General features: G+C 63.8%; 21 protein-coding genes and 1 pseudogene. 13 read left to right on the top strand and 9 right to left on the bottom strand.

Translation table 11 applies throughout. From position 1 onward, the window contains the following. The first annotated feature begins 197 nt into the window (after window positions 1-197). From GMOLON4_RS10635 to GMOLON4_RS10615, 5 genes and pseudogenes are all read left to right on the top strand, one after another. Window positions 198-1,190, top strand: coding sequence for a carbohydrate ABC transporter permease (locus GMOLON4_RS10635; protein ID WP_084147405.1), 993 nt, complete (start codon window positions 198-200; stop codon window positions 1,188-1,190). 296 nt (window positions 1,191-1,486) lie between these two features. Continuing rightward, window positions 1,487-2,635 carry an ISAs1 family transposase gene (locus tag GMOLON4_RS10630; protein WP_106486788.1) on the top strand — a complete coding sequence of 383 codons (1,149 nt, stop codon included), beginning with the start codon at window positions 1,487-1,489 and terminating at the stop codon, window positions 2,633-2,635. Window positions 2,636-2,646: 11 nt separating this feature from the next. Then, window positions 2,647-3,399, top strand: a pseudogene (locus GMOLON4_RS10625) (carbohydrate ABC transporter permease); the annotation flags it as partial. Between the two features lie 70 nt (window positions 3,400-3,469). Further along, complete coding sequence (locus tag GMOLON4_RS10620) at window positions 3,470-4,816, top strand: ABC transporter substrate-binding protein (RefSeq protein ID WP_035733822.1); 1,347 nt, start codon at window positions 3,470-3,472, stop codon at window positions 4,814-4,816. Between the two features lie 63 nt (window positions 4,817-4,879). Next, a complete protein-coding gene (locus tag GMOLON4_RS10615) occupies window positions 4,880-5,977 on the top strand; it encodes an ABC transporter ATP-binding protein (RefSeq protein ID WP_026937809.1) in 1,098 nt (365 codons plus the stop codon). An 83-nt stretch (window positions 5,978-6,060) separates the two neighbouring features. Here the strand turns inward: GMOLON4_RS10615 and GMOLON4_RS10610 are convergent, their stop codons facing one another. Continuing rightward, window positions 6,061-6,795, bottom strand: coding sequence for an ABC transporter permease (locus GMOLON4_RS10610; RefSeq protein ID WP_026937810.1), 735 nt, complete (start codon window positions 6,793-6,795; stop codon window positions 6,061-6,063). Continuing rightward, window positions 6,792-7,652 (bottom strand): ABC transporter ATP-binding protein, encoded by an 861-nt coding sequence (locus GMOLON4_RS10605; RefSeq protein ID WP_084147704.1) that lies wholly within the window; start codon window positions 7,650-7,652, stop codon window positions 6,792-6,794. The genes GMOLON4_RS10610 and GMOLON4_RS10605 overlap by 4 nt, the downstream gene beginning before the upstream one ends. A 53-nt stretch (window positions 7,653-7,705) precedes the next feature. Between GMOLON4_RS10605 and GMOLON4_RS10600 the strand changes: the two genes are divergently transcribed. Both GMOLON4_RS10600 and GMOLON4_RS10595 read left to right on the top strand, forming a co-directional pair. Then, window positions 7,706-8,755, top strand: coding sequence for an FUSC family protein (locus tag GMOLON4_RS10600; protein WP_026937811.1), 1,050 nt, complete (start codon window positions 7,706-7,708; stop codon window positions 8,753-8,755). A gap of 204 nt (window positions 8,756-8,959) precedes the next feature. Then, window positions 8,960-10,516 (top strand): IS1182 family transposase, encoded by a 1,557-nt coding sequence (locus GMOLON4_RS10595; RefSeq protein ID WP_106486782.1) that lies wholly within the window; start codon window positions 8,960-8,962, stop codon window positions 10,514-10,516. A 188-nt stretch (window positions 10,517-10,704) separates the two neighbouring features. Here GMOLON4_RS10595 and GMOLON4_RS10590 read toward each other — a convergent pair whose 3' ends face one another. The 4 genes from GMOLON4_RS10590 to GMOLON4_RS10575 form a co-directional block, all read right to left on the bottom strand. Continuing rightward, window positions 10,705-11,679 carry a quinone oxidoreductase family protein gene (locus GMOLON4_RS10590; protein WP_245575565.1) on the bottom strand — a complete coding sequence of 325 codons (975 nt, stop codon included), beginning with the start codon at window positions 11,677-11,679 and terminating at the stop codon, window positions 10,705-10,707. Window positions 11,680-11,726: 47 nt separating this feature from the next. Continuing rightward, window positions 11,727-12,674, bottom strand: a complete 948-nt coding sequence (locus tag GMOLON4_RS10585) for an NADP-dependent oxidoreductase (RefSeq protein ID WP_026937847.1) — start codon at window positions 12,672-12,674, stop codon at window positions 11,727-11,729. A gap of 161 nt (window positions 12,675-12,835) precedes the next feature. Beyond that, window positions 12,836-13,757 (bottom strand): IS5 family transposase gene (locus GMOLON4_RS10580; protein ID WP_407648559.1). Its coding sequence is split into 2 segments (ribosomal slippage): window positions 12,836-13,412 and window positions 13,411-13,757, totalling 924 coding nucleotides; the frame shifts between segments, so codons are not numbered across the junction. A 179-nt stretch (window positions 13,758-13,936) separates the two neighbouring features. After that, window positions 13,937-14,959: a C-terminal helicase domain-containing protein gene (locus GMOLON4_RS10575; RefSeq protein WP_181244148.1), complete on the bottom strand. Its 1,023-nt coding sequence runs from the start codon at window positions 14,957-14,959 to the stop codon at window positions 13,937-13,939. Window positions 14,960-15,226: 267 nt separating this feature from the next. Here GMOLON4_RS10575 and GMOLON4_RS10570 point away from each other — a divergent pair, with 267 nt between their 5' ends. From GMOLON4_RS10570 to GMOLON4_RS10560, 3 genes are read left to right on the top strand one after another with little or no spacing between them, the layout of a single operon-like run. Continuing rightward, window positions 15,227-15,808 carry a hypothetical protein gene (locus GMOLON4_RS10570; RefSeq protein ID WP_146137575.1) on the top strand — a complete coding sequence of 194 codons (582 nt, stop codon included), beginning with the start codon at window positions 15,227-15,229 and terminating at the stop codon, window positions 15,806-15,808. 22 nt (window positions 15,809-15,830) lie between these two features. Beyond that, entirely contained in the window at window positions 15,831-17,060 is a 1,230-nt protein-coding gene (locus GMOLON4_RS10565; protein WP_051267364.1) for an ATP-binding protein, read from the top strand. Next, window positions 17,060-18,364: a DUF6414 family protein gene (locus GMOLON4_RS10560; RefSeq protein ID WP_026937760.1), complete on the top strand. Its 1,305-nt coding sequence runs from the start codon at window positions 17,060-17,062 to the stop codon at window positions 18,362-18,364. Before GMOLON4_RS10565 ends, GMOLON4_RS10560 begins: the two co-directional genes overlap by 1 nt. A gap of 119 nt (window positions 18,365-18,483) precedes the next feature. Here the strand turns inward: GMOLON4_RS10560 and mobF are convergent, their stop codons facing one another. Continuing rightward, window positions 18,484-21,957, bottom strand: a complete 3,474-nt coding sequence (gene mobF / locus GMOLON4_RS10555; RefSeq protein WP_026937759.1) for a MobF family relaxase — start codon at window positions 21,955-21,957, stop codon at window positions 18,484-18,486. 101 nt (window positions 21,958-22,058) lie between these two features. Continuing rightward, on the bottom strand, window positions 22,059-23,045 hold the full coding sequence (locus GMOLON4_RS10550; protein WP_026937758.1) for a helix-turn-helix transcriptional regulator: 987 nt from the start codon (window positions 23,043-23,045) through the stop codon (window positions 22,059-22,061). Window positions 23,046-23,132: 87 nt separating this feature from the next. Here GMOLON4_RS10550 and GMOLON4_RS10545 point away from each other — a divergent pair, with 87 nt between their 5' ends. The 3 genes from GMOLON4_RS10545 (at window position 23,133) to GMOLON4_RS10535 (ending at window position 24,895) form a co-directional block, all read left to right on the top strand. Next, window positions 23,133-23,498, top strand: a complete 366-nt coding sequence (locus GMOLON4_RS10545) for a VOC family protein (protein ID WP_026937757.1) — start codon at window positions 23,133-23,135, stop codon at window positions 23,496-23,498. Window positions 23,499-23,774: 276 nt separating this feature from the next. Beyond that, the gene (locus GMOLON4_RS10540) at window positions 23,775-24,635 is read left to right on the top strand and encodes a hypothetical protein (protein WP_035733744.1); all 861 of its coding nucleotides are present in this window, start codon (window positions 23,775-23,777) and stop codon (window positions 24,633-24,635) included. Window positions 24,636-24,664: 29 nt separating this feature from the next. Beyond that, window positions 24,665-24,895, top strand: a complete 231-nt coding sequence (locus GMOLON4_RS10535; protein ID WP_265415365.1) for a hypothetical protein — start codon at window positions 24,665-24,667, stop codon at window positions 24,893-24,895. Window positions 24,896-24,933: 38 nt separating this feature from the next. On the opposite strand, the gene GMOLON4_RS10530 is transcribed toward GMOLON4_RS10535, so the two are convergent. Further along, on the bottom strand, window positions 24,934-26,499 hold the full coding sequence (locus tag GMOLON4_RS10530; RefSeq protein WP_026937755.1) for a recombinase family protein: 1,566 nt from the start codon (window positions 26,497-26,499) through the stop codon (window positions 24,934-24,936). Window positions 26,500-26,504: the final 5 nt, after the last annotated feature.

Here is a 26,504-nt window from a genome sequence, read left to right as displayed (position 1 = left end):
CACCGCCGCAGCGCTGTCCGCCACCACAAGTTCATTGAGTAATCATTCTTCGTCCCGGATCGGTTACTTGCGGGATATCTCACCGACATCCGGGGTTTAGCAGGGTCCGCCACCATCACTCAGGTGGCAACGTAGGCGACGATCCCCCGGGCGGAATCCTTCCCAGTCGTCGCCAGCGGTTTCCCATTAGGACTCCCGTGACCTCTCTTCTTACGGCCGCTTCCGAGCGCCGTAGTACGCAACCTCGGGATGGGTCGAGCCCGCCCGCGGACGGTGCGCGTAAACATCCGGCCATCGATCCAGAAACGTACCGCCGTCGCAAGAAGCGCAAGGACACCGCGCTCTTCTTCGCGTTCGCCGGGCCGAACCTGCTGCTCATCCTGGTATTCATTTACTTCCCGCTGATCAGCAACATGTACTACTCGACGCTGAACTGGCGGATGGGTTCGGCGAACGCCTCGTTCGCCGGCCTCGACAACTACGTGCGGCTCTTCACCTCGCCTGAGGGCACCGAGATGTGGCGCGTCACGATCATCTTCACCGTGGTGACGGTAATCGCATCCATGGTGCTCGGACTGCTCATCGCCCTCGCGTTGAACCAGAAGATCCCCGGCGTTACCGCAAGCCGCACCGCGATCTTCTCGCCCTACGTGCTCTCGGGCGTGGGCGTCGGGATGGTGTGGAACTTCATCTTCGACCCGCAGCTCGGTCTGCTCGGCCACGTGCTGCGTGCCATCGGTTCGACCTCCCCGGAGTGGTACCTCGACAAGGACCTCGCGCTCGTGATGGTCATCATCGTCTACGTCTGGAAGAACCTCGGCTACTGCGCCGTCGTCTTCATCGCCGGACTCCAGTCGATCCCGAGTGACCTCATGGAGGCGGCAAAGATCGATCGCGCCGGCCCCCTGACTCGCTTCTTCAAGGTAACGCTGCCGCTGCTGTCGCCGACGGTCTTCTTCCTCACGGTCACGAACATCCTGGCCTCGATGCAGGCGTTTGACCTGCTCAAGATCATGACGCCTTCCGGCAACGGCACGAACACGATCGTGTTTGAGCTGTACCTGCAAGGGTTCGGCCCGTACCAGAACGCCGGGTACTCGGCGGCGATCTCCGTAGTCCTGTTCGTCGTGCTGTTCGCGATCACGGCCTTCCAAATGCGATTCGTCGAAAAGCGGGTGCACTACGCATGACCTCTACACAGCTTTCAAAGCCCGCAGCACTCGCCGCTGGGCGTAAGCCCAACGGCTCCCGACGGAAGTCCACCGGGGATTGGCGCGACGCGTTCTCGAAGCGGAACATCTCCGCCACTATTTTCGGCGGCTATATTCCCATTCTCATCGCGCTTGTCATTATCGTGACGCCGCTTTTGTGCAGGGCTCTTTCAAAGTCCTGGATGAGGCGTGCGCGCGGCGTGGCCGCTTTTAACCGATGAGAACTCCTGTTAATCCGGTGGTTACCACAACCGTTGGAACACAGGAGTTCTCACATGTCATCATCGTTGATCGACCTGATTTGCGCCACCACCACTGCTCCGACCGACTTCGAGGCTGTCCCCGAAATCGATTTCGAGGCCCTCCGCAATCTCCTCGCGACCACCCCAGACCCACGCTCCCGACGCGGCTGCCGGTACGAATTCGCGGAACTCCTCAGCATCTTCGTGGCCGCGGTACTCTGCGGCGCAAAATCCCTCACCATGATCACCGAATGGGCCGCCCACCAAGCCCAAACCCGGCCGTTCCCATCAGGACGAACCCCCTCCCTCGCCACGATGCACCGCGTCGCGACCAGCGCCGACCCGGTCTGGCTCGACGAACACTTAGGCGCGTGGACCCGCAACCAGCACTCCGTCACCAGCAAGGTCGTCGCCATCGACGGCAAAGAAGTCCGCGGCGCGAAACACGCCAACGGGCAACGCGTGTTCCTGATGGCCGCGTTCGATCACGGTACCGGCTGTGTGATCGAGCAAGAACCCATCCCGGAGAAAACGAACGAGATCCCGCACTTCCCGATCCTGCTCGCCAGGCTCGGTGACCTGCAGGGGATGATCGTCACTGCGGACGCGCTCCACACCCAAACATCCCACGCACACTGGTTACACGAGCACGGCGCACACTATGTCTTCACCGTGAAATCGAACCAGCGAGCACTGCGCGATCGGATCATGCAGCAGAACTGGGCCCACCACCAACCCGGCTTTCTCGACACCGAGAAGAAACACGGCAGGATCACTCGCTGGGAAGCGACCTGCCTGCCCGCCCCGACGCGAATCAGGTTCCCGCACGCGGCACAAACAATGCGATTGACGCGCGACCGCACCAACCCCCGCACCCGCGAGTCCACGCGCGAGCACGTGTTCGTGATCACCTCGCTGCCACCCGAACAGGCCAGCCCCGCCGCCCTAGCGAGCTACATTCGCGGGCATTGGGGTATCGAGAACCGGTTGCATTGGATCCGCGATACCGCCTACCGCGAAGATGCTTCCCAGGTCCGTACCGGCAACGCCGCGCACTTGATGGCCACGATCCGAAACCTAGCGATCACCGTGCACCGTTTGGCTGGCGCGACGAACATCACCGCGGCCCTGCGCCATGCTGGCACACGCCCGAACACGATCAGAACCATCACCGGACTTTGAAAGAGCCCTGGCTTTTGTGGATGGCCATCGCATCCTTCAAACCACCGACGGAAATCGTCACGACGGCCCCGACGCTGTGGCCCCAGAACCCGACCCTTGACAACTATCGACACGTCGCGGAGACGGTGCCGCTGGCCCGCGTCATGCTGAACAGCGTGATCGTTACCGGGGTCGGTTCGATCGTCAAGGTGGTGCTCGCGATCACCACGGCGTACGCCCTCGTGTTCATCGATTTCCGCTTCAAGAACATCGTCTTCCTCGCGGTGCTCGTCGCCCTCATGGTCCCGGCCGAGGCAGCACTCCTGCCGAACTACATGACCATCTCGTCGCTTGGCGGACGCAACACCCTGTGGGGCATCATCCTGCCGACCCTGGGCACGGCCTTCGGCACCTTCCTCCTTCGCCAGCATTACAAGACCCTGCCGAAGGACCTGATGGAGGCGGCCGCGCTCGACGGTGCGGGGCACTGGAAGCGGCTGTGGCAGATCGTCGTCCCGATCTCGGCGCCGACGATCGCCACGGTTGCGCTCGTCACGGTCGTTGGTGAGTGGAACAACTTCATGTGGCCACTCATCATCACGGACTCGGCGGAAAACATGACGCTGCCGGTTGGGCTCAACCTGCTGCAATCCGTCGAGGGTCAGACCGGCAGCTACGGCTACCTCATGGCTGGCGCTGTCCTCGTGATCCTGCCGGTGCTCATCGTGTTCGCCGCGCTGCAGCGATTCATCGTCTCCGGACTCACCCAGGGCGCCGTCAAGTAACCGCGGTTGCGCGACCCGATCCTTCATCCCTCGATTCACTCTCTCGCATCTCTCAACACCTAGGAGAATCATGACCAAGCACATCCCCTCGACGCGTGCGAAGCGCGTCACCGCGGCCTTCGCGGCGCTCGGCGCCGTAACCCTCGGCCTCACCGCCTGTGGCCCCGCCGTCGGTGGCGGCACCGACGCGGCCGCAGCCGCGACCGACTGGTCCGCAGTCGAGCCCGCGCAGTCGATCAGCTTCTGGACGAACCACCCCGGTGGTTCGCAGGCGGTCGAAAAGCAGATCGTCGACGCCTTCACCGCCGAAACCGGCATCCAGGTTGAGATCGTCACCGCTGGCGCCAACTACGAAGAGGTCTCGCAGAAGTTCCAGACCGCACAGACCTCGGGTGACGCGGGCGACCTCGTCGTGCTCTCCGACGCCACCTGGTTCACCAACTACGTGAACGACTCGCTGCTTCCCGTCGACGAGGTGTTCGAGGCGAACGGCGCCGACACCAGCACCTACAACACCACGCTGTTTGACGACTACCTCTACGAGGGTTCGCACTACGGCGTGCCTTACGCGCGCTCGACCACCATTTACTACTACAACAAGGACCAGTACGCCGAGGCTGGCATCGCCGATGCCCCGACGACCTGGGACGAAGTCAAGGCAAACTCCGAAAAGCTGATCGACTCTGGCGTCACCGACATCGCGTTCAGCTTCCCGTCCGCCGAGGACTACCCGGCCTGGATGATGAACAACCTCGTGTGGGGTTACGGCGGCGGCTGGTCGGACGAGTGGGACCCGAGCCTCGTCACGAGCGACGGCACGGTCGAGGCCGTGCAGTTCGCGCAGGATGCGGTCAAGGATGGCTGGGCAAACGTCTCGAGCGGCTCGCCCGCTGACGACTTCGCCGCGGGTGCGACGAGCCAGTTCATCGGCTCGACCGGCTCGCTCGGCGGCGTGACAGAGACCGCGACCTTCGATGTTGGTGTGGCCTTCCTCCCTGGCGGCCCTGCCGAGCAGGAGCTCGTCGTCCCCACCGGCGGTGCCGGCGTTTCGATCTCGGCGCAGTCGACGCCGGAAGAGCAGAAGGCGGCCGCGATGCTCGCCGACTACCTCACCAACGCACAGAACACAGTCGACTTCTCGGCCGCAACCGGCTACATGCCCGTTCGCTCGGACGCCGACGCGAGCGCACTCTACGCCGAGAACCCGAACTTCGAGGTAGCCGTCCAGCAGCTCGAGACCCGCACGCGTACGCAGGACTTCATGCGCGTATTCCTCCCGGGTGGCGACCTCGCCCTCGCGACGAGCCTCCAGGAAATCCTCACGACCGACGTGGACGTGAAGACGGCGTTGACCGACCTCGAGACCGAGCTGCAGGGCCTGTACGACACCAACCTCAAGTCCGCACTCGAAGGCTAGTTCACGCCTCGAATTTCGGGGCCCGGCGGCGTCGGGCCCCGAAGAAAGAATTGCGATCACACTATGACAACCGTCACGTTGAATGACGTCACCCTCACCTACCCGGGTGCTGATCGGCCTTCGGTCGATTCGATCGGCCTCGAAATCAACCATGGCGAGTTCCTCGTCCTGGTCGGCCCCTCCGGATGCGGGAAATCGACCACGCTGCGCATCCTCGCCGGACTCGAGTTCCCCACATCCGGAAGCGTCATCTTCGGCGACCGCGATGTGACGGGATTCGACGGCAGCCAGCGAGACGTCGCGATGGTATTCCAGAGCTACGCGCTGTACCCGCACATGACCGTCGCCGGCAACATCGAGTTCGCGTTGAAGAACACGAAGGTGCCGGAGGCCGAGCGCAAGCAGCTCATCCAGGAAGCCGCCGAACTGCTCGAGCTCGACGAGCTCCTCGACCGCAAGCCGCGTGAGCTCTCGGGTGGCCAGCGCCAGCGCGTGGCGATGGGCCGGGCGATCGTGCGTCGTCCCGAGGTTTTCCTCATGGACGAGCCGCTGTCGAACCTGGACGCGAAGCTTCGCGTGCAGACTCGCGGGCAGATCGCGGACCTCCAGCGCAAGCTCGACGTCACGACCATCTACGTCACGCACGATCAAACCGAGGCGATGACCATGGGTGACCGCGTCGTCGTCATGAACAAGGGCCGCATCGAGCAGGTCGGCACTCCTCGCGAGCTATACGACCAGCCCGAGACGCTGTTCGTTGCGGGCTTCATCGGCTCGCCGCAGATGAACCTTGTCGAAGGCACATGGTCGGAAACCGAAGGCGCGCGGGTTGGTGACGTCACGCTGCCGTTCCGCGTGACCGACGGCCAGAACGCGTCGAAGCTGACCTTCGGCATCCGTCCCGAGGACCTGCGCTACATCGCGCTGCCAGGCGAGACCCCCGACCACGAGATCGGTTTCGCAACGCGAATCCGGATCACGACCGAACTCGTGGAGGAACTTGGCTCGGACACGTACGTCTACGGCACCGGCCACGGTTCGTCGTGGACGGCGCGACTGCCGAAGGGCGCGCATCCGGAGATTGGTGAAGAGCTCACCTTCGAGGTGAACGAAACCGGAATCATCGCGTTTGACCCGGAGACGGGTCACCGCGTGCGTTAGGCACGGCGCAACCGTGAAAGGGGATGCCCGACTCGATCGAAAGATTGCGTCGGGCATCTTCTTTTTGGCTGGCCAGGCGGCGTCTACTCGGTGCGGCGGCGCAGCGTCAGGGACGCCAACGCCAGGCAGGCGAGCATGATCGCGAAGATCAGGAGTAGCGGGCCCCAGACATCCCACTCGGTATCGCCAGCCGTCACCGCATTAATGGCGTCGATGGCGTAGCTGAGCGGCAGCCAGTTCGAGATCTCGTAGAGCACGTCCGGCATGTCCTCGCGTGGCATGAACAGGCCACCGAGCAGAACCTGCGGGAACACGATCACGGGCATGAACTGCACCGCCTGAAACTCGGTGTGGGCGAATGCGCTCGCAAGCAGGCCGAGCGAGGTGCCGAGCAGCGCATCCACGACCGCGACCGAGCCGAGCTCCCAGGCCGGGCCCTCAACTTCGAGACCACACACCAGCACGGCATACGTGACCGTGATCACGGCCTGCAGCACCGCCATGAGCCCGAACGCGATCGCGTAGCCGATCACGAAATCGGCCTTCGCGATCGGCGTCGTCATGAGTCGCTCGAGTGTCCCGGAGCGGCGCTCGCGGAGAGTCGTGATCGACGTGATGAGGAACATCACGATGAATGGAAAGAGCACGAGGATCGGTCCGCCGAGGCGGTCGAATACGCCGGGCTGATCGTCAAATAACCACGCGAATAGGCCCACGAGGAGGCTTGGGGCGATGAGCATGAGCGCGATCGAACGAGGGTCGTGACTGAGTTGGCGCAAGACTCGGCCTGTCGTGGCGAAGGTTCGTGTGAGATTCATTGGTCCGACTCCTTCGCGTGGCGGCCGTGGTGCGTCGTAGCGCTCGCCGTGTGATCAATATCGGCACCGTCGATCAACGCGAGGAAGGCCGCATCCGGATCGTCCGCCCCGGTCGACTCGAGCAGCCCGGCGGGAGTGGTGTCAGCGATGATGCGCCCCTCGCGCATGAGTAGCAGTCGATCGCAGCGCAGCGCCTCGTCCATGACGTGGCTGCTGACGAGGATGGTCGTGCCCTCGGCTGCGATGTCCCGAAAGAGGTCCCATAGCTCGTTGCGCAGTATGGGGTCGAGCCCGACAGTGGGCTCATCCAGCACGAGTACCTCCGGGCCGCCGAGGAGAGCGATACCGAGCGACACGCGGTTCGCCTGCCCGCCGCTTAGCGACGCGACCGACTGACTCGCTTGCGCGTCCAGCCCAACCCTTGCGATCACGCGCGAGACCTCGTCCCGAGATGCACCCACGAGTCGCGCGAAATACGAGAGATTCTGGCGGACCGTCAGATCGGAATACACCGAACTTGCCTGGGTGTCGTAGGCAACTCGGTGACGCAGGGACCTCGACCCGGCAGTCTCGCCGAGTACCCGCACCGTGCCGCCCGAAATCTTCTGCACGCCGACGATCGAGCGCATGAGCGTGGTCTTGCCGCACCCGGACGGCCCAAGCATCCCGGTGATCTGGCCCTGATGAATGTCCACATCGATCCCGTCAAAGACAAGCGTCTTGCCTCGTTTAACGTGGAGGTCACGCACCGTGACCGCGACGTCGGCGCCGGGGGATTGTCCCGGGGCAGCAAAGCTGGCATGTGGCTGGTGACCGGACGTGTGCGAGGTGTGCGAGTCCGCGAAACGGTTCGACATGACGGAATTGTGACAGAGCGAGCTAGTAGGCGGCCGCACTAGCCTTGAGAATCATGAAACTGACTTCGGCGTTGCGTTCGGCGAAACGCGCCCCCGCGCTTCAGGTCGCGAAGACCGGGGTCGCAATCGCGCTGTCGTGGTTCGCGGCGAGCCTGATCCTGCGGGTCGATATGCCGATCTTTGCGGCGATCGCGACGCTGCTTGTGGTCGCGCCGAGCGTCAATCAGTCGCTCGCGAAGGGTATCGAACGATCCTTCGGCGTGATCGTTGGCGTGGTGATCGCTGTCATCGGCACGTGGTTGCTCGGCACCGAGACCTGGGCGGTGCTCATTTCGATCCTTGCCGCGCTGGCCCTCGGGTGGCTTGTACGGGCATCGCCTGGCGTCGCGAACCAGATGGTGATCAGCGCCATGTTGGTCATCGCGTTGGGTCAGGGAAGCTTCGACTATTCGCTGCTGCGCATCGTGGAGACGATCATCGGTGCGGTGATCGGTATCGGCGTAAACATGCTCATCGTGCCACCCGTGCAGGTAGGGCCAGCGCGCGACAAGGTTGCGGCGCTCGGTAATGAGACGGCCGCGACAATGGTTCGGCTCGCGGATGCGCTGGTCACGCGGCACACGTCGGGCGAATTGCAGGGGCTGATGATTGAGGCGCGGCTGCTACGCCCGATGCAGGAGGCGGCGAAGAAGGCGATCGAAGAGGGGTACGAATCGCTGATGGTGAATCCGCGCCGTTCGAAGCACCGCGATGAGCTCGATGAGATGAAGCGGCTGCTCGAAAAAGTGCTGATGCCGATCGGGACACAGGTGCTCGGCATGACGCGCGCCTACTACGACCACTACACCGACTCGCTTGCCGAGGAGCCGTTCGCGCACGATATCGCGGATCAGCTCGACCGCGCGGCGCACGACGTGCGCCTGGCCGTGCACGAGGCGGACGTGAACCCGAATCCGCTCACGTCGATGGTGCCTGCGCTCACGGCACCGCTCGAGATGCGACCGCCGAAGGAAGGCAACTGGATCCTGATTGGGGCGCTCCTCGAGGATCTGCGGCGCATCCGGCTCGGGCTCGTGAAGGAGGATGCGGAGGAGTCGGAGTAGGGGCCGGGGTCGTTGAGGAGTAGGGGCCCGCCCCTCGATACGCTTCGCTACTCGGGAACCGCCCCTCGATACGCTTCGCTACTCGGGAACCGCCCCTCGATACGCTTCGCTACTCGGGAAGCACCCCTAGGAGACTGCTGATTTATCTTGGCGGTTTAAGGCGCGCCTCTGTCGTTCCTGGCGCCGGTGTTTAAGACTGGATTTATGCAGGGTCGTGATGATGGTCAGCGTCAGTTGTTGGATGTCGGTGCGTTCGCCGGTCACATGTTGCCGGTTGGGTCGGTGTTCGCGTTCCTGGCCGAGCACCGGCACGAGTTGTTCCCCGATGACGCGTTCGCGGACTTGTTTCCCTCGGGCCGTGGACGCCCGTCGACGCCGGCGGACGTGATCGCTTCGGTGATGGTGTTGCAGACGTTGCACTCGTTGTCGGACCGGGAGACAGCGGAAGCAGTGACGTTTGATTTGCGTTGGAAAGCGGCGTGTGGTTTCGGATTGACGGAAACGTCGTTCCATCCGACGGTGTTGACCTATTGGCGCCGCCGCCTGGCCGCGAGCACACGCCCGCACCGTATTTTCGAGGCGGTGGCTGAGGTCATTGCGCGGTCTGGGGCGCTCTCTGGTCGTAAGCGTCGGGCGTTGGACTCGACGATTCTGGATGATGCCGTTGCCCGCCAGGACACGGTGACGCAGTTGGTTGCGCAGATCCGGCGGGTCGGTCGGGAGATCCCGGGAGCCGATACGATCGTGGCCGGTCTGCCTGGCCATGACTATGCCCAGCCGGGGAAACCCGACATCGCTTGGGATGACAAAGCGGCCAGGGACGACCTTGTCTCCCGACTCGTAACCGACGCGCTGGCATTGCTCGCGGCGATCGACACGACCATGCTGACGGAGCCGCAGCAGGAGACGGTCGCGCTCCTCGCTCTCGTCGCAGGTCAAGACGTTGAACCGGCCGAGGGATCGGACGGCACGGACGGGCGCTGGCGGATCGCCCGGAAGGTCGCACCCGACAGGGTGATCTCGACCGTTGACCCCGACACTCGCCACGCACACAAGAGCCGGGAGAAGAAACAAGACGGCTTCAAAGCCCACATTGCGATCGAGCCCGACACCGGCCTGGTGACCGCGGCCGCGTTGACGAAAGCATCGGGGGCGCAGAACAGTGACGCGGTCCGCGGCGTCGAGCTCGTGGCCGCGGACACCAGCATTGGATCTGACATGGTGGAGGTCCTCGGCGATTCTGCTTATGGCAGTGGTGACCTCCTCGCGCAGGTCACCGCTGCTGGGCATGTTCCGATCATCAAGCCGATGCCGTTGAGCAGAGCCGTCCCGGGCGGGTTCACCATTGATGACTTCACCATCGACGAGGCCAACCGCGCCGTCATTTGCCCGGCGGGAATCACTCGATCGATCACCTCAAAACGCACGGTCACTTTCGGGGCGGCTTGCGCGGGTTGCCCGCTGAGAGCCCAGTGCACGACCGCCGCCCGCGGCCGCAAAATGGTGTTGCATCCACAGCAAGAAATTCAACGTGAACACCGGGCGCGCGCCCTGCATCCTGACTTTCAATCCGTCTATCGACAACACAGGCCCATGGTTGAACGCTCGATCGCGTGGATGACACGCGGGGCCCGCCGGGTTCCTTACCGGGGTGTTGTGAAGAACAACGCCTGGTGGCTGAACCGGGCGGCTGGTATCAACCTCAAACGGCTCCTCACTCTCGGCTTGAGTAGTCAGAACGGGGTCTGGGTTCTTGGATAACACCGCGAAGGGAGGGCTGCTGCCTCCCACCGGCCACGGCCGGGCACGGGTGGCCTGGGCGGACCATCGGGCCGGAACCGAGATCCGATTCCGGCAGTTCAGCAGTCGACAAGACGCCCCGTCGCAGAGCAAAAAATCGCCCTCAGCGACTCGCGGGGACTCCTGAACCCCCAATAATCAGCAGCGTCCTAGGGGTGCAGCACGACCTTGCCGGATGCGCTGCCGTGTGCGACGAGGTCGAGCGCGAACTTGGCCTCCTCGAGCGGAATCGTATGCGAAATCGGGACTTGCAGCTCGCCCGACCCCGCGAGTTCGATGAGCTCGGCCCGGTGCGCATCCCGGAATGCCGCGCTGTCGGGATTCGAGCCACCAACGTGGTGGAAGCCGTGCTTTTCGGCCTCGGCCTGCACCACGATCGTCAAGATGCGGTTTCGGTCACTCACGAGCTCGAGCGAAGTCTGAATCGCCTCGTCGGTCCCGGCCGCATCGAGCGCGACGGTGACGCCGTCGGGAGCCGCAGCACGCACACGATCGGCCAAGCCCTCGCCGTATTCCACCGGGATGCCGCCGAACCGGCTGACGTTCTCCGCGTTGCGAGCCGAAGTCGTGCCAATCACGGTCGCCCCGAGGCGGGCGGCGAGCTGCAGCACGATCGCCCCGATGGCACCGGATGCGCCGTGCAGCAGAACCGTGTCGCCTTCTTTCACTCCCACTTTGTCGAGCATCTCGGCGGCTGTCGTGGCGACGAGCAGCAGTCCGGCCGCTTCGTCGAACGAGAGCGTCGGGGGCTTCGCGAAAACATCCTTCGCGGGCACGTTGATCCGCGTCGCATACCCACCCGGCGTGCGGAACGCGACGACCTCGTCACCGACTTTCAGCCCCGGGGTCGCGGGCCGTGCATCCGAACCGATCGCCTCGACGACGCCCGAAAGTTCGTAGCCGACCGGGCGGGGGAGGAGCGATGGGTCGCTCAGCCGCCCGAGGATCTTGAGGTCGATCGGGTTGACCCCGGCGGCGGCGACCCTGATGGTGATCTCATCCGCCGCGGGCTCCGGAAGTTCGAACGACTGGAACTCTAACGAGTCGAGCCCATCAAACTTCGTGGCCACCCATCGCATGTCCGCGCCGTGATTGTCGCCGCTTCGCGCATCCGCTTTCGTCATACTGCAAGAGGGTAGCGATCACGCCTGAAGGAAACCAGGCGCGAAAACTAGGCGGTCAGCACGATCTTTCCGCCAGCGTTTCCGGCGGCGATGTACTCGAGCGCTACCTTGGCCTCAGACAAATCGAACGTGCGCGCGATCGGCACCTCGAGTTCACCGGAAGCCGCCACCGCAAGCAACTCTGCGCTCACCCCGTCGCGGTACACGCGCCCCTCGCCGGAGCCGTCGATGTACTGGAAGCCGTACTTCTTGGCGAGATCACCGCGCACTACCGTGAGGATGCGCCTGCGGTCGAGCACAAACTCGAGCGAGACGTTGGTCGCCTCGTCGGTGCCCGCCGCGTCGAGCGCGATGTCGATGCCGTCGCGGGAGGCCTCGCGCACTCGCACCGCGAGACCTGGCCCGTATTCAATCGGGGTGCCGCCATAGCGCCGCACGTTATCGAAGTGGCGCTCGGAGGACGTGCCGATCACGTCGAGGCACTGCTTCGCGGCTTGTTGCAGCAGGCTCTCGCCAAGGGCACCGGATGCGCCATGCAGCAGCACCGTTTCGCCTCGCTTGGGCTTGACCCGGTACAGCATCTCGGCGGCGGTCGTGCCGACGAGCAAGAGTCCAGCGGCTTGCGGGAACGGGAGGCTCTTAGGCTTGTGGTGGACGTGCTTTGCCGCGACGTTGAAGCGGGTCGCGTACGTGCCGCGTCCGCGGAACGTGATCACCTCGTCGCCGACTGCGACGAGCTGTCCGTCGCCGCTGACGTTCTGGTCGGGGTCCGGCCCCACTGCCGCGACCACTCCGGCCGCCTCCGCACCGAGCGGGTACGGAAGCTTCGCGGGATCGTCGAGGATATTGATGATCTTTGTGTCGAAGCGATTGATGCTGACCGCACGAACTCGGATGGTGACCTCGCCCGGACCGGGCGCTGGCACCTCGACCGTTTGATACTCGAGGGCCTCGATGCCCTTGCCAAACTCGGTTGCAACCCAGCGCCTATCCATGCGAACAGGATGCGTTGCTCGCCTGGGCGATCCGTGCGAGCGAACCTGCTGGCCGTGACGATAGGACGCACGACAGGTTCGACCACTCGCTGCGATGTGGCGGAGGGCGCTGTCGTGCGTCCTATCGTTCGGGTGCGGCTCGTTCGGGAACCGCGGCGGGGCTAGGGCATGTCTCCCAATAGTGTTGCCCAGGTGAGGACGGCGTGGAGGACGGCACCGGCTCGGTAAGTGATGGCGAGTTTGTCGTAGCGGGTGGCGATGCCGCGCCATTGCTTAACAAGGGCGAAGGAGCGCTCGACGACGTTGCGATCCTTGTACGCGCCTGCGTCGAAGCTCGGTGGACGTCCACCCTTGTGTCCTTTGCATTTGCGGGCCGCGATCTCGTTGCTCTTCTCCGGGATCACCGCACGAATCCCGCGGGCGCGGAGCATGCGCCGGTTCACGCCGCTGCCGTAGGCCTTGTCAGCCAGCACCGCGTCCGGTCGGGTGCGCGGTCTGCCGCCACCGACCCTGGGGACGCGGATATCGTCCAGGACTTGTTCGAGCATCGCGCCATCGTTGCGCTGCCCGCCAGTGACAACGATCGCCAGCGGCAGTCCGTGACCGTCGACCGCGTGGTGGATCTTGGTCGTCAGCCCGCCGCGGGAACGGCCGATGCCGTGACCGGCGGGCTCGATCTCATCAAACGGCAGATTCTTGTAATTCGACAATGCCCCCTGTGTCCTGGTCGGGGCGCGTGGTGTTCGTGGCGTGCTGATGCGCCCGCGCGATTGTCGCGTCCACGGACACGTCCCAATCGATCAGGCCTGCAGCGTCAGCCTGCGCGAGGAGGGCTTGCAGCACGCGATCCCAGGTGCCGTCGCTGGCATAGCGGCGGTGTCGCTTCCAGATCGTCTGCCACGGGCCGAACTCCTCCCGAGGGATATCTCGCCACGGAGTCGAGGTTCGGAACCGGTAAATCATTCCGTCCACGACACGACGATCATCACCAAACGGATGACCACGCCGTCCCTCATTCGATGGGAGTAACGGCGCGATCAGCGCCCATTGCCTATCAGTTAGTCGACGAGAACGAGAACCCACAACAGATGCCACGAGTCCACAATTGCGGATCAATCACGAACCATATGGGAGACACGCCCTAGCTGTACCAAACCGTTGACCGATCAAGGAGGCCCAGCAACTCCACCCAGGTCGAGCCTGTGCTCACAATGATCTTGCTCCCAGCCGAAGGGACAACGACGCTTCCGATTCGTCAAGTCTCACAAACGGAGGCCGCGCGTTTCCCGTACCCGTTCCCGTTCGTGCTCTTGAGTTCGAGGGGCACGAGCATCTCTTATGACTCGGAGAGCGGCTTCCGCACGAGCGTAATCGACCTTCTGCGTTGTGGAATCGGGCGAGGCTCCGAGTACCGCGGCACTCGTGATCTGATACCGGTCGCGGTAGGCGGCGATCACGGACGCTGCACGATACCAGGCGGCCGCGCACTGCGCGTCTGCGGGCTTGGCACCGAGAGCTGCAATCCATGGTGCCGAGTCAGCGACCGCGGTGTTAAGAACTACATCGACTCGCTCCTCGATGAGATCACGACGCTCGACGAGAGCCTGCTGCATCTCCTCACTCATGGCGCCAATCGCCTCGTGGATCAGCCCGGCGACCAACCTGGGTGCAGAGTAGCTACGACCCGATCCCGCAGCCCTCGTAGTTACCGCAGCGACTCGATGTCGAATCACCGCGGCGATGTCGTTTGCGTCGCCGAAGCCACGTGCGCGGACGACACGCGGGAGCAAGTCTGCTACGTCGTGATGGTTGGCCTCGGCTCGGCGCAGCTCAGTGGTGAGCGGGCCGAACGCATCCGAATCGATGACTTCGTCAGCTTGTTCTGCATTGAGACCGGATGCTCGCACCAGAGATGCCCACCGGTCACGTTGCGCCGCTGCTGCGATCGTTTCGTACTCGGCAGCAAGCTGGGCAATCGTTCCCCAAGATTCTTGTTCGACTGCGATCGTTTCGTGCGCAGAAAGCTCAGCGCCGGAGTACTGCAGCACTTCGGCGAGGACGCCGCGGCCGGTCACTTCGTCGTTCTCGCCAGGATGCGGACCGTCGTGGGAAGCTTCGGGCTTGTCGACGGCGACATAGGCAACGTTGGTGTCCCGGCCCCGAGTCATCGCCACGTAGAGGGTCTCCCTGGTCATGGTCGAGTCGACGAGCACGTGGGCAGTATCGGTGGTGAGGCCTTGCGCGCGGAAGGACGTCACGGCATAGCCGAGGTGCCCCAAACGCACTCACCTGTGATCATGCACGTGTGCGCGATCTGAGTCTACTCCGCCGCTGCTCGGCACCCCGGCAAATTCTGCTGATGTCGATATCCTAGAGTCATGCGCGAGGGGTCAGGGTTTACAAGCCAACAGTGGCTCAACGGGTTACTGCCCGAGGTCAACTCCGCGCGGAGCGTGCTCGCATCCGCTGATCGACTGCTGCGGCAAGACGGAGCCCTCGAACGTGACCTCGATGCTGTCCTTGCGACTTACTCGATAGGTGTCGAACGACTGATGAAGCTCGCGCTTGGCACCGCCGCCGTCTCCAAAGGTGAAGGTTGGCCGAAGAAGATGGGCTTCACACGTGACGGCTGGGGTCATGCCCTAGACGAGATGGATGAGCGGCTACGTTCCGAGCTTCGCGAGGCAATCGAGTCTGGCGACTGGGAGCGGAAACAGTTGCTGCGCAGTTGGATTTGCACCCTCGACAATGACCCTGTCTGGGCAGCGGTGGTTCGCACGCTGAGGAACTACGCAGACACGGGCAGATACCACCATCTTGACCAAGTTTCCGGCAAAGAGGTCAGCTCGCGATCATCGAGAGCGATGTGGGACGAGGCAGAGCGGGCGGCCATCAATAGCTCGCCTCCTCTCTCTGCCCATCACCAGCGCACGATAGAGGGTGCGGACTTCGCGCCATTCGAAGAAGAGTTGCGTGCTGAAGTTGCTGACTCGATCAAACGCTGGGTTTCTATCGTTTGCTTGTTCGGCTTCCACGGCGTACTCGGCGAAGACTGGCGTGTGATCGGGGCCTCTGCGCTCCCCGATGACGCGTTGCCGATCCGGGCGCTGCCGAGCTGTGAGGCTCAAGCGTGACGGTCCGCACGAGAGACTTCAGATGACGGCTGTGCTGCCAGGTCAGTTCGAGGAAGATGAGCCCGATATCGTCGAAGGGCAGCTATTTCGGGTCCTATCCAATGTCGATGGCTCAGTCTTACTTGAGTTGCGGAACGGCAACACGGCCCGCGCCAACGGTCCGGGCTTAGCCGATCTAGAGCCCGGAGACGTCTTCCTGCTTGCCGACGGTCGAGTCGAGCGGCTTGCTGCTGAATCATGGCCAGCTGGCGATCGCACCGGAACCGTTGTATGGGCTGGGAACACCGATATCGTCGTGAAGTCAGCTGGCTCCACCTATAACTTCCGACAGCGAGCCGACGATCCCTTTGAGAAGGGGCAAACGGTCCGACTCGGACCAGACGGCCAACCAGTCGCCGTAGTTGCAGACGATCCCATTGACGACCTCAGCCTTCTCCGCGAGGACGATTTCGACCCAAAGTCCCTTGTTGTCCGCAAGGAAGATAACACGACGTCCCTTGAGGATTTCGGCGGCAGCATATTGCTCGTCCGCCGTGCTCTCGATCTCGCGACCGTGGCTCTTTCGCCCGACGACCCGTTGCGGAAAATAGGAGTCAATCCCATCAAGGGCATGCTCTTCAGCGGCCCCTCCGGCACCGGGAAAACGTTTCTTGCTCGGGGTCTTGCCGCTAAGCTCAATGCTTCTTTCTACAACGTCGGCGGGCCCGTGATTGTAGACAAATTTGTTGGCCAAACTGAGCGGCGACTCCGCGAGATCTTCGAGCATGCACAAGCTAACGGCCCCGCGATTCTTTTCTTTGATGAGATCGATAGCTTGTACACACAACGGGGTGAGCAGAATCACGAGGCAACCAACCGGCTCGTTGGGCAGTTCCTGTCTCTTCTCGACGGCTTTGTGGCATACGACCGAGTGCTCATTATTGCGACGACAAACCTTCCCGGAGCACTCGATGACGCGCTCTTGCGGCCTGGACGGTTGGGGCACAAGCTCGTCTTCTCCTTGCCGTCTGCGGAAGACCGGGTTCAGATTCTCTCGGCATCGAGTCGAAAGGTGCTTTTCGGAGAGAGGCCAGACTTGTCAGCGCTCGCGCAACTCACGCAAGGCTGGACAGCGGCCGACCTCGCTGCGATCTGGACCGAGGCAGGTCTCGCTGCGACTCTCGACCATAGGAAATCCATCGCCTGGGAAGACATCCTCATTGGCGTTGAGGCGGTTGACCGCGACCGCAAGACCCACCTGAAGGCAGAATGATGGCTATCTGGAACCGCAAGCGCAATGAACCCCGCGACCGCCACCGTGAGTTCATCTATCTGGACGAAGTGAGTGTCGTTAGCCTTCTTGCTGGCCTCCAAGGTGAGATTAAGGAGGCAGTCACCGACACGCTCTCACGCACGGAAGACCATAGTTTGGGGGGAACCATAGGTGCGGCGAAGGCCGGTGCCAGCGTGGAATCACGCCTCGGGGCATCGCGGACCTCTACCAACGAAGTTGTCCGGCGTGCAGTCATTCAAAGCACGTTCCGGGATCTCTGGCGACGCGACGTCGGAGTTCTCCTGCACAACATCTCGGGGATCAAGCGTAGGTCGCGTAAGCCGATCCACTCATACCGTGATCTTGAAAACGCCCTCCGAAGATTGAAGAAAGCAAAGCTGGCCGTCCCGTTGAGTGACATCCATCGTGGCGACATCGTGGAGATGGACGTCAAGATTGAAGCCGATCAGTTCTTCAAGATCATCACGATGGGTACTACGATCCTTGATCTCATGAACGGTCGAGAGGACCTGTTTGGCATATCGGATGCGGACGTTCGTGAGGTCGCTCCGATGATCGAGGTGCTCAGGGAACTCCTCGTTGGGCTCGTCCCCATGCGTGGGCTAGCCACAAGCCACAGCGTCATCGAGGTTGCCGGTGAGCGGGTCGTAATCGCAACAGAACTTCTCGGCAACGAAGTACGAGGAGGTGCAAGACCACTCGAACTGGTTGGCTTTGCTGAGTCTGACTCCTTCTGGCGCGACCTCCGCCGGACGTTGTTCTCGGGGTCCACCTTCACCGTTTACGCCCGGGCAGAAGGACCGGTACTTTCGTCACCATGGTCCCCGATCAAGATCGCGGACCTTCTAGAATCCCTATCACCTGATCTTCGTGACCAGGTAGTGCTACCACTACAACAGCTTGACCTTGGCAACACCCAATCGGTCGAAACTCCTGAGGCAAGGGCCACCGCTCAATTTCAACTTGATAACTTCGCGGTTGCGCTCCAAACTGCCTCGGGGACAACCCCAGATTCCACCGCGGTAAATGAGGCTGTCGCAACTGCCATTCCGGCACTGGCATCCGCGACGACGATTGAGGAGCGGCGTCGTGCCTTTGAGCCCGTCGCTCAGGCTGTAGCGGGCGAGGACGCCGACCGAGACCTGCTGTTGAGAATCAGATCTGACTGGATTGATCGACTCCCGGCCCCCGCCCAGAACCACTCTCCGGTTCCTCGTCAGCAACCTGACTCTGGGATGTCACCGATTCAGCTCGAAGTCGGGTTTGTCGCGCTGTACTGGTGACCTGCCGACCACTCAAGCACGCCATCTTTTCCCTCACCCGCGCCATGGTCCACGACCATTAAGCGAGGACGAGGAGCAGAGTGCGACTCGTAGAATCTCAGGAGCTACTCCGCGTCTTGCTACAAGCTACGGCCAGGGCCATTGTGCCGCGGATCGGCTTGGTGGGGGTCGCGGCCGAACGGATCACGGAATTGCCGTGGCCGCTCCAGCTCACGTCTCTTCGATTCTTCGGCGGCGACTCGTCGCGCACCGAGACGCGCCACGGCCTGGTCGAGGGGCAGCGCACGTACTATCTCAATCTCCTGACGGGTGGTGAGGGCTCGTACCGTGGCATCGCGAGCCTCTCGGTTCGGGTTGAGGGCGCGCATCCCGTACTGGTGAGCGCGCGCGTTCTCAAGCCCGTACTCGCTCGCCAAGAGTGACAGCCGTTCTTTGCGGTGACGCTCAACCGTTGCGGCTCGTCCGGTGCGCGCGGTTTCGACAGCTTTGTCGGCGTCGCGCACTCGGGGGTCAGATTCTGCTCTCCGCCCCGCGATCTGTGCAGCCCATTCGGGTAGCGCGCTGGGGGCGCGTGGCGGTTCAGCCTCCCACGCATCGTGAAGGTGGGCTCGGATGGTTGCTGCTTGTTTGCTCGCGGCGCGGTGTTCATCGCGGGCCTTGCGCCGCCCGAACCGCCCGGCTGTCGCAAGTCGTGCATTTGCTGTGGCCTCGGCCTGGACTGTGGCGAGGTAAGCCGCGCCGTCTTGTTGGGCTTGCTCGGTGAGGGGCGCGGCGACGTCTGCACGCACCCGTGCGGCTTCCTCCTCTGCCTCTCGAAGCACGGCGGTGCTCTCCTCGCTCTCGGCACGGTGTGCGGCTCGTTGAGCGTCGAGCCGGTTGGCGGTCTGCTCCCACCGTTCTGCCGTTTGTTCTGCACGCTTGGCTTCACGACCGAGTCTGGCGAGTTCTTTGGTGACGCGCTGGATCGGGCCGTCTTTGACGATGCCTCGCACTGCTTCGGCGGCTTGTGCGGTGGCGTGGTCGAGGCCGCGGTCTGCGGGGTCGCGTTCCATCGCTGCGACGAACTGCGCACGCGCATCCGCCAGGTTCTCGGCGATGACGTGCAGCCGGTTCTGTTCGCGGCCTCGGGTCATGCCGACATAGATGCCTGCCGCACTCGTCGCCTCAGCCAGCATCGTGTGGGAGGTGCTGACGGTTGCACCTTGGACTCCGTACGCGGTAGCGGCATAGGACAGGTGCGCGTGCTCACTCACGTACTCAGGCGGGAGGGCGATGGTTCGGGCGTTTCTGCGCCCGCTGACGGCTTCGCGAGCGTAAAGGGTGCCGTCCTCAGCGACGTGCTGGACGATCCACTGTTGCCGGTTCGCCACGCCAAGCGCGGTGTCGTTCTTCCGCGTCTGGATCAGATCGCCCCGACCGATAGGCAGTTGGTCGCTGCCGGTCGCTGTGATCGTGTCGTCGACCTCACCGCGGTCGACTCGCGCCGCGCGGATGCGCTCGTTCAGCGCGGTGGCTTCGTCGTTCGAGGCGACCGTGATCGCCTCACCCAACTTCGCGTGCACGGTGATGTGCTCGCGCGCTGCATCCTCGTCGGCGTGCAAGGTGATGAGACCCTTCGCGGTGAGCCGGTCGAACACCTCGCCGGGGTTCTCCCGGTCGCGCATCGTCAACGTGTGTGACGCGTACTCGGCGTCGGCGAAGCGGTGCAGTTCGGTCATGTCGTAGGTGCGGCCTCTGATCTGTGCGGCCATGTCGAGCACCCCGCCACGTCCGACGGCGGGGAGTTGGGCGCGGTCGCCGACGAGCGCGACGGTCGCGCCTGCCTCGGCGGTGATGGTGAGGAGGGCGTGGGCGGTGTCTTGGTCGAGCATTCCGGCCTCATCCACGATCACTCGCTCACCCCGCGATAGCACGGCATCGCGAGCGGGGCCGGTGAAGATGCGTCCCGTGTCAGGGTCGGTGTCGCCGGGGTGTAGGCGTGTCCATACGCCGTCGCGGCTCCAGCGCCATCCGTGCGCGTGCACGAGTGCTGCAGCGCTCGTGGCGGGTATGCCGAGTTCTTCGTGCGCGACCTGCGCCGCGCGCAGTGTTGGCGCAACCACCCGCGACGCACGCCCGTGCTCGGCGGCGACGTCGATGGCGGTGCGTAGCATCGTCGTCTTCCCGCTGCCCGCAGCGCCCTCCACGATCACCAACGGATCGGACGATGCAACCGCCTCCGCAGCGACCGCCTGCCCGTCGTCCAGCCCGGCCGCGCGTGCGGCCTCGGTCACTTCCGGGAGCTCCGGTTCTTGCTCGGGTGTGGCGGCGGTGAGTTGGTCGCGGAGCGTGGTTTCGGCGGCGACGACGGTGAGGCTGGTCAGGTGCGCGACATGCTCCGGCGTTGCGGCATCCGGCGGGAGGACGGAGAAGCAATCTAAGACCGCAAGCTCAGTCGCTATCGTGACGAACTCGCGCAGCTCTGCCGGTGTTGCTCGTACGCCGTGTTCGGTGGTGATGCGGGTGACGTGCTCCTGCACGCTGTGTTTCGTCCATGCTGATGATGCGGCGGCACAGCGATCCAGCGCCCGCGATGCAACCTCCTGCACCGCAAGATCATCCACCCGCACCGGGCGCTGCACGGTACTGCGTTGATGTGTAGCGGGTTCGTACCCGGCGTCACGGAGTTCCTGCACCCACCACTGCTCGCTCTTGAGGTCAGCGGGCTTCTTCCCAGGCCGCTCGTGCGTCCACGCGATGCCCTGCAACCTCGCCGTCATCACCGGACCCAGCGCCTCGTCGGGATGCGCCGCTTCCCACTCGGCTTCGAGCCGGTCAAGGTTGCGTCTGATCTGAGCCGACCGCTTCGACATCACACCGTTGAACGGCCGCAACTCCGCCACCTCACCGGACACTGGGTCGAGGGTCAGGCCGTGCTCTGCGAGGGTCTGCGCGAGGTGCGGGTGTGCGGCGATGACTGCGGTGCCGAGGGCGCGGATCGCGCCCTGCTGCTTGAACAACGCCGCCGTATCCAGCGCCCGCCACTTCCCAGCCGCCCACACCCGAGTTCCGATCTGCATATGAATATGCCGGTGAGGATCACCCGCCCGAGAGGTCTTGTGCCCGATCCCAACGACCTGCATCTGTTCGATAGGGATGACTTCCCGAGCGTGACGCGGCCCGACTCTCGTCACGGAGTGCTGACCGAGCCACCGCCGTATCTCGGCCAGCGCATCCTGCTGCGCCGCGTCCAGCGCGGCGGAGACTTCGAGGTGGAGTGCGGCGGCGACCGACAGGCTCTTGGGGGCGTTGATCGTCATCTCCGCGAACAACGGCGACCCCTTCGACCCCTCGCCAGCCTTGCGCGGGGTTCCCATCGACTCGCCCGTGATCGGTTCCGTCCAGTCCACCCACCCCTCATACTCCTCGGTGTTCAGGGAACGGGTGGCCGTGACCTCGCCGCTGGCATTGAGTACCGCGTACTCGGCCACGGCGTCGTCTGCGCCGAGGTAGTACTCGTCGGCACGGGAGCGGTCGGCCTCGACATAGCGGCGCGCGGCAGCACCTGTGCCGCGGAACAGGATCACGCCGCCCTTCATCTCGGCCTCCCTCATGAGCCATCTCATGAGGGAGGTGCGCACGCCCCACCCACGGTGGCATACGTGCATACTCAAGACTAAGTTGCAAGGGGACGCGCGTGATCCGGCTTCATGTCCTATGAAGGGCGAATCTCCGGTGGTTCATCGTGATGACGGCGGGTGATTGTGCGGGCAAGGTCCGCGATGAGTTTGCGCGCTTCTGGTGGATCTGTGACTTCGATATGGTCGCTGAATTGGAGAAGCTGGCGGACACCGTCCAGTTGGTCGTAGCCCACGGCAATCGATACCCAGTCGGGCGCGCCGGTCGGCTCAACGGATAGGAGCCGGTTGCCGAGGATGCGTCGTGCTATGTCCACCGTCTTCGCGTCTAGCGTCGCCGTGACGCGAACTGTGTGGCGCGTTTCAAGTCCTTCAACGAGTCTGGCAGCGATCGCTGCGAGTGGGAGGTCCGTGCTTACCTGGCGTCGTTCATCGAGCACCGTCCAGGCTCGAAGGCGAGCAAGTGCGAACATCCGCGGCTGTTCGCCGGCTTCGGCAATGAGATACCAGCGGCCTCCGCGAGAGAAGACCCCGTGGGGTTCGACATCACGCCCGCGCCAACTGGACTGACCGCTGGAACGGTAGTCGATGCGCAGTCTCTGGCCGAGCCGCAGGTCTCGGATGAGCGCGGCCACGTCTGCAGGCTCTTCTGGCGCGAACCAACCGCTGTTGTCGATCACCACCACTTCGTTCAGAGGGAGCAGACCTGACGACCCTGGTCTCGTCCAGGGCTTGCGCGAGGCGAGCTTCTGCGCGGCACTTCGTGCGGCTGCCTCGATTCCAAGTTGCTTCGCGCGGGCAAGGTCAACACCGATCAGTTCAAGCACTTCCGTCTCACTGGTGGTCAGACGGTTCACGTCCACGTCTGCTCCGGGCAGTAGGGAGATGCCTCCGTAGCGGCCACGCTCGGAGATCACGGGGATGTCAGCGGCGGCCAACGCCTCGACATCGCGCAGGATCGTGCGTTTGGAAACCCCGAACTGCTCAGCGAGTTCGGAAGCTGTCATCTGATGGTTTGCTTGTAGCGCGACGAGAAGAGCAAGAAGCCGCTGCGGACGCTCCATCGGCCCCTCCTCTCTAAAGATGACATGGATTGTCTTCTATTTTTGCCAGTCTAGAGGCGAAGTCATCGACCACGAAGGAGAGTCGCCATGAGCGCACCCAACCTGTTCCTGATCTACGTCTCAGATGTCGAACGTTCGACAGCGTTCTACAGCGAGCTTTTCGAAGTTGAGCCTGTGATGCGCACGCCCAGGTACGTCCCCTTCGAGGTCGCCCCAGGTGTCCTGTTCGCCCTATGGAGCGGGAGGAGTGAGCGCGCTACGCCCGATACGCCGCGCACGTCCGAAGTAGGTCTGATGGTTCCGGGAGGCGCGTCAGCCATCGACGAGATGTACTCCGACTGGTCAGCCAAAGGCGTCACGGTGGTCGAGGAGCCATACGATGACGTGTTCGGTCGAACTTTTGTGGTCACCGATCCCGATGGCAACCTCATTCGCGTAAGCCCTGTCGATTGAAAACATCGCGATTACACAGTATTGAGCGACGAGGCGCGAGCGCTCTCCAGACCCCCTGATCCACTCCAGTAACACGATGCGCGGCGAGTCTGAACGCAGGTCCGCGGCATTAGCCGCCGGACCGCGTCCTCAAGGATGCCGCCGTGCGCAAGAGACGATGGCGCTGAACTAGAGCTCATTGGGTCCACCTACTGACACGCAGCCCCCGTGGGGGCGCGGTAGCGCGCCTCCACGGTTGGGTCACGGTGGCGCACCTCCCTTGTGGGAGGCGTCACCGTGGACGAACACACCTCACCCGCTATCAACGATGCTGCGGGATCGATTGGCTCGGCCAGCAGCAGTTTCGAGAGCCCAGAAAGCCTGCGCACCCTCCTCGTCCGGCTCCACGACGCTGGGCCGGGCGCATGGCGGGGCGACCGTGAAGCAGCCGAACTCATGCGCTACACAGCGACAAAGTATCGGCCACTCGCCCGTAAGCATGGCTTGGACGCCTGGGAGGTCGCGTCTGCCGCATTCGAGGTGATGCTCGCGTCCTCGACCCGCCACGCAGGGAACCCGTGGGCGGTGGTGACCCGTGCTGTGCAGATCACCTGTCACGCGGAGACTCGCGCCGCTGGGATGCTGACCTCTGCCAGCAAAGTACGCCACACTGCACGGATCGCCGGGCTTCACGACGCTGTGCGGTTCGCCGAGCGTGAGCGCCTGGCCGACTACCATCCCGCGTTCACACACCGCGACGACGACCCGGACGAGAGCGAGCATGAGGCGCGAGTGGCCGCTTTGCTGTCTGCCACGGTCGCGCTGTTCGCGCCTGAGGGCTGGGATGCTCGGCTCGTCGCCGAGTGCGTGGAGCATGTGGCCTACCGGCTCGCTGATTTCTCCTCTCGGCAGCGAGGGGTTGAGGTGCTGCGCCGTGACCGTACGGTCCCGATGCTGCTCGGGCTACCGCCCCGGTCGTGGTCGGCCTTGTTGGGGATTGTCCTCGGGCATCCCGACCCGAAGCACGCGGGCACGCCGATGGGTGATGGTGTGCTGCTGCGATTACTGAACGGCGAAACGCTGGACGCTCTGCGCGACGACGAGGCACTGATGAAGATGATCCGCGCCGCCACCCCCGACAAGCACGCCGCGCCTTGATTTGGGGGTGGGGCTCCGCACCTAACGGTATGAGCACCCCTAGCGTCGCTTCCGCCCGTACGTCCACCTCACCGATTCCCCCTGCGCCCGCGTCCGCTTCGACGCTCGGCGCTCGGCTTGCCGCTGCCTCGCGGCGCGCGCAAGGCTTCACCACCGTCGTAGATGATCCTGCGGTGCTGGCCGGACTGCGCGGCCTCTGTACCGCCCCGCACCCCATGCGCACGCCCGTCGCCGAGAAACGCGAAGGCCCCGCACCCTGAACGACTCAGGGCGCGGGGCCGGTCGCGCACGATCCGGTCTATGCGCGCCAGACGAACTCGACTCTGCGTGCGAGCACTGCCGCGCGGTGCGCATCGCGGCGCGCATGGAAGTCCTCGGTACTCTCGTTGCGACGCTTGGGCACAGCGGTCATCATGTCTGCGGGGTGAGCGTGCACGAGTACCGCTTGCAGGATCAGGCTCGCCGCCTGGTACTGCCACATCGGGGTACGCCCCTCCCACTCAGCAGCGACCGTCGTCACATCGATACTCAGACCGGCGTGCTCGGGTGTGGTTGCGGTGTATTCGCGGCGGGTGGCCTCGATTCGCTCCGCGATCCTCGCGCGCTGCCGCACCCACATTGCCTTGTCGATCAGCCCGTCGTAGTAATCATCATCAAGCCGCCCCAGACGCTCCCGATCATGGTCGAGCGTTGCCGCGAGCCCGACCCGTGCCGCAAGGTCACTGCCGGAGGTCCGTGGTCTCGTGGGGTGGAGGGTGATCTGCTCGAACGTCGCCAGCACCGCCTCCTCGACGAGCCTCTCGATTTCAGCAGAGCGGATCGAACGGGTACACCCGCCCGGCGTCGGCTGTAAGCACTGATACACGCCACCTCGATGGATCATTGACGTGCCGCACAGTGAGCAGCGGATCAGCCCCGAGAACGGATACATCCGCACCGCCGCACCACTGCCAGGCTGATGGAAGTTCCGGGCCTTCTTCCTTGCGTCGAGGACATCGGAGACTTGCTGCCAGGTGTCCTCATCCACCAGTGCAGGCCACGCCGCTTTCACCTGCATCTTCGAGGTCTTCGCGCGACTCCCATCCGGCATGACGGGACGGTACTCGCGTACTCCCTTGTTGGAGGGGTTGTAAAGCACCATCTTGAGCGTGCGATCAGACCACGCGCACCCGTGGGTGGTGAGGATGCCGCGCGCGTTCCAGTCCTTCCGAATCCGATACAGGGAGTCACCGGCGAGCACACGCTGGTACAACTCGACTACCAGCGGCCCGGTCACCGGATCGACTACGAGCGCGCCTGCCTCTGCCCGGTATCCGAACGGCACCCTACCGCCGTGCCAGGCACCCTCGATGGCCTGCTGCTTCGCCGCCCGAGCGACACGGCGGGCGGTGTCGGCGGATGACTTGTTCGCCATCGCGACCAGCACCCTGGCCATCGCCACATCAGAGTCAGTATCCAAGCGGAGCGAGCCGGTCACAGAGCGGACGGTGAACCCGCCGAGCACCTTCGCGTCAATGAGGTCTTCCAAATCTCTGGGGTCACGCACCGCACGATCCAGGTCGTAGGCGATCATCACCTGCGCATCACCAGAGTCGAGGTGCTTCAGCATGGCGCGAAACTGCGGGCGGATCACCCGCCGCACCCGCTCGCCAGACGGCAACGTGATCGTACGCTGCTTGAACGCCGACGTGTCATTCTCACGGAACACTGCTGCGACTTCCCAGCCGTGGGCGGCGGCGTAGGCGCGGCAATCAGCCTCCTGCCGATCCACACCCCGTTCGGTGCCCTCGGGGTCGTCACTGATCCTGACATACACCATCGCCCGCAACGACTCCGTGGTCTGTTGCTGCTGTTCGTCGCCCATCTCTT

The organism is Gulosibacter molinativorax (genome assembly GCF_003010915.2).
Lineage (GTDB): Bacteria > Actinomycetota > Actinomycetes > Actinomycetales > Microbacteriaceae > Gulosibacter > Gulosibacter molinativorax.
Note: the sequence above shows the minus strand (reverse complement) of the source record. Positions and strands in the feature narration are given on the sequence as shown.

Bases quoted from the DNA above. Each gene is read 5' to 3' on its own strand.
- GMOLON4_RS10630 (WP_106486788.1), top strand. From the start codon at position 1,487: ATGTCATCATCGTTGATCGACCTGATTTGCGCCACCACCACTGCTCCG.
- GMOLON4_RS10620 (WP_035733822.1), top strand. From the start codon at position 3,470: ATGACCAAGCACATCCCCTCGACGCGTGCGAAGCGCGTCACCGCGGCC.
- GMOLON4_RS10615 (WP_026937809.1), top strand. From the start codon at position 4,880: ATGACAACCGTCACGTTGAATGACGTCACCCTCACCTACCCGGGTGCT.
- GMOLON4_RS10610 (WP_026937810.1), bottom strand. From the start codon at position 6,795: ATGAATCTCACACGAACCTTCGCCACGACAGGCCGAGTCTTGCGCCAA.
- GMOLON4_RS10605 (WP_084147704.1), bottom strand. From the start codon at position 7,652: ATGTCGAACCGTTTCGCGGACTCGCACACCTCGCACACGTCCGGTCAC.
- GMOLON4_RS10600 (WP_026937811.1), top strand. From the start codon at position 7,706: ATGAAACTGACTTCGGCGTTGCGTTCGGCGAAACGCGCCCCCGCGCTT.
- GMOLON4_RS10595 (WP_106486782.1), top strand. From the start codon at position 8,960: ATGCAGGGTCGTGATGATGGTCAGCGTCAGTTGTTGGATGTCGGTGCG.
- GMOLON4_RS10590 (WP_245575565.1), bottom strand. From the start codon at position 11,679: ATGACGAAAGCGGATGCGCGAAGCGGCGACAATCACGGCGCGGACATG.
- GMOLON4_RS10585 (WP_026937847.1), bottom strand. From the start codon at position 12,674: ATGGATAGGCGCTGGGTTGCAACCGAGTTTGGCAAGGGCATCGAGGCC.
- GMOLON4_RS10570 (WP_146137575.1), top strand. From the start codon at position 15,227: ATGAAGCTCGCGCTTGGCACCGCCGCCGTCTCCAAAGGTGAAGGTTGG.
- GMOLON4_RS10565 (WP_051267364.1), top strand. From the start codon at position 15,831: ATGACGGCTGTGCTGCCAGGTCAGTTCGAGGAAGATGAGCCCGATATC.
- GMOLON4_RS10560 (WP_026937760.1), top strand. From the start codon at position 17,060: ATGGCTATCTGGAACCGCAAGCGCAATGAACCCCGCGACCGCCACCGT.
- mobF (WP_026937759.1), bottom strand. From the start codon at position 21,957: ATGAGGGAGGCCGAGATGAAGGGCGGCGTGATCCTGTTCCGCGGCACA.
- GMOLON4_RS10550 (WP_026937758.1), bottom strand. From the start codon at position 23,045: ATGGAGCGTCCGCAGCGGCTTCTTGCTCTTCTCGTCGCGCTACAAGCA.
- GMOLON4_RS10545 (WP_026937757.1), top strand. From the start codon at position 23,133: ATGAGCGCACCCAACCTGTTCCTGATCTACGTCTCAGATGTCGAACGT.
- GMOLON4_RS10535 (WP_265415365.1), top strand. From the start codon at position 24,665: ATGAGCACCCCTAGCGTCGCTTCCGCCCGTACGTCCACCTCACCGATT.
- GMOLON4_RS10530 (WP_026937755.1), bottom strand. From the start codon at position 26,499: ATGGGCGACGAACAGCAGCAACAGACCACGGAGTCGTTGCGGGCGATG.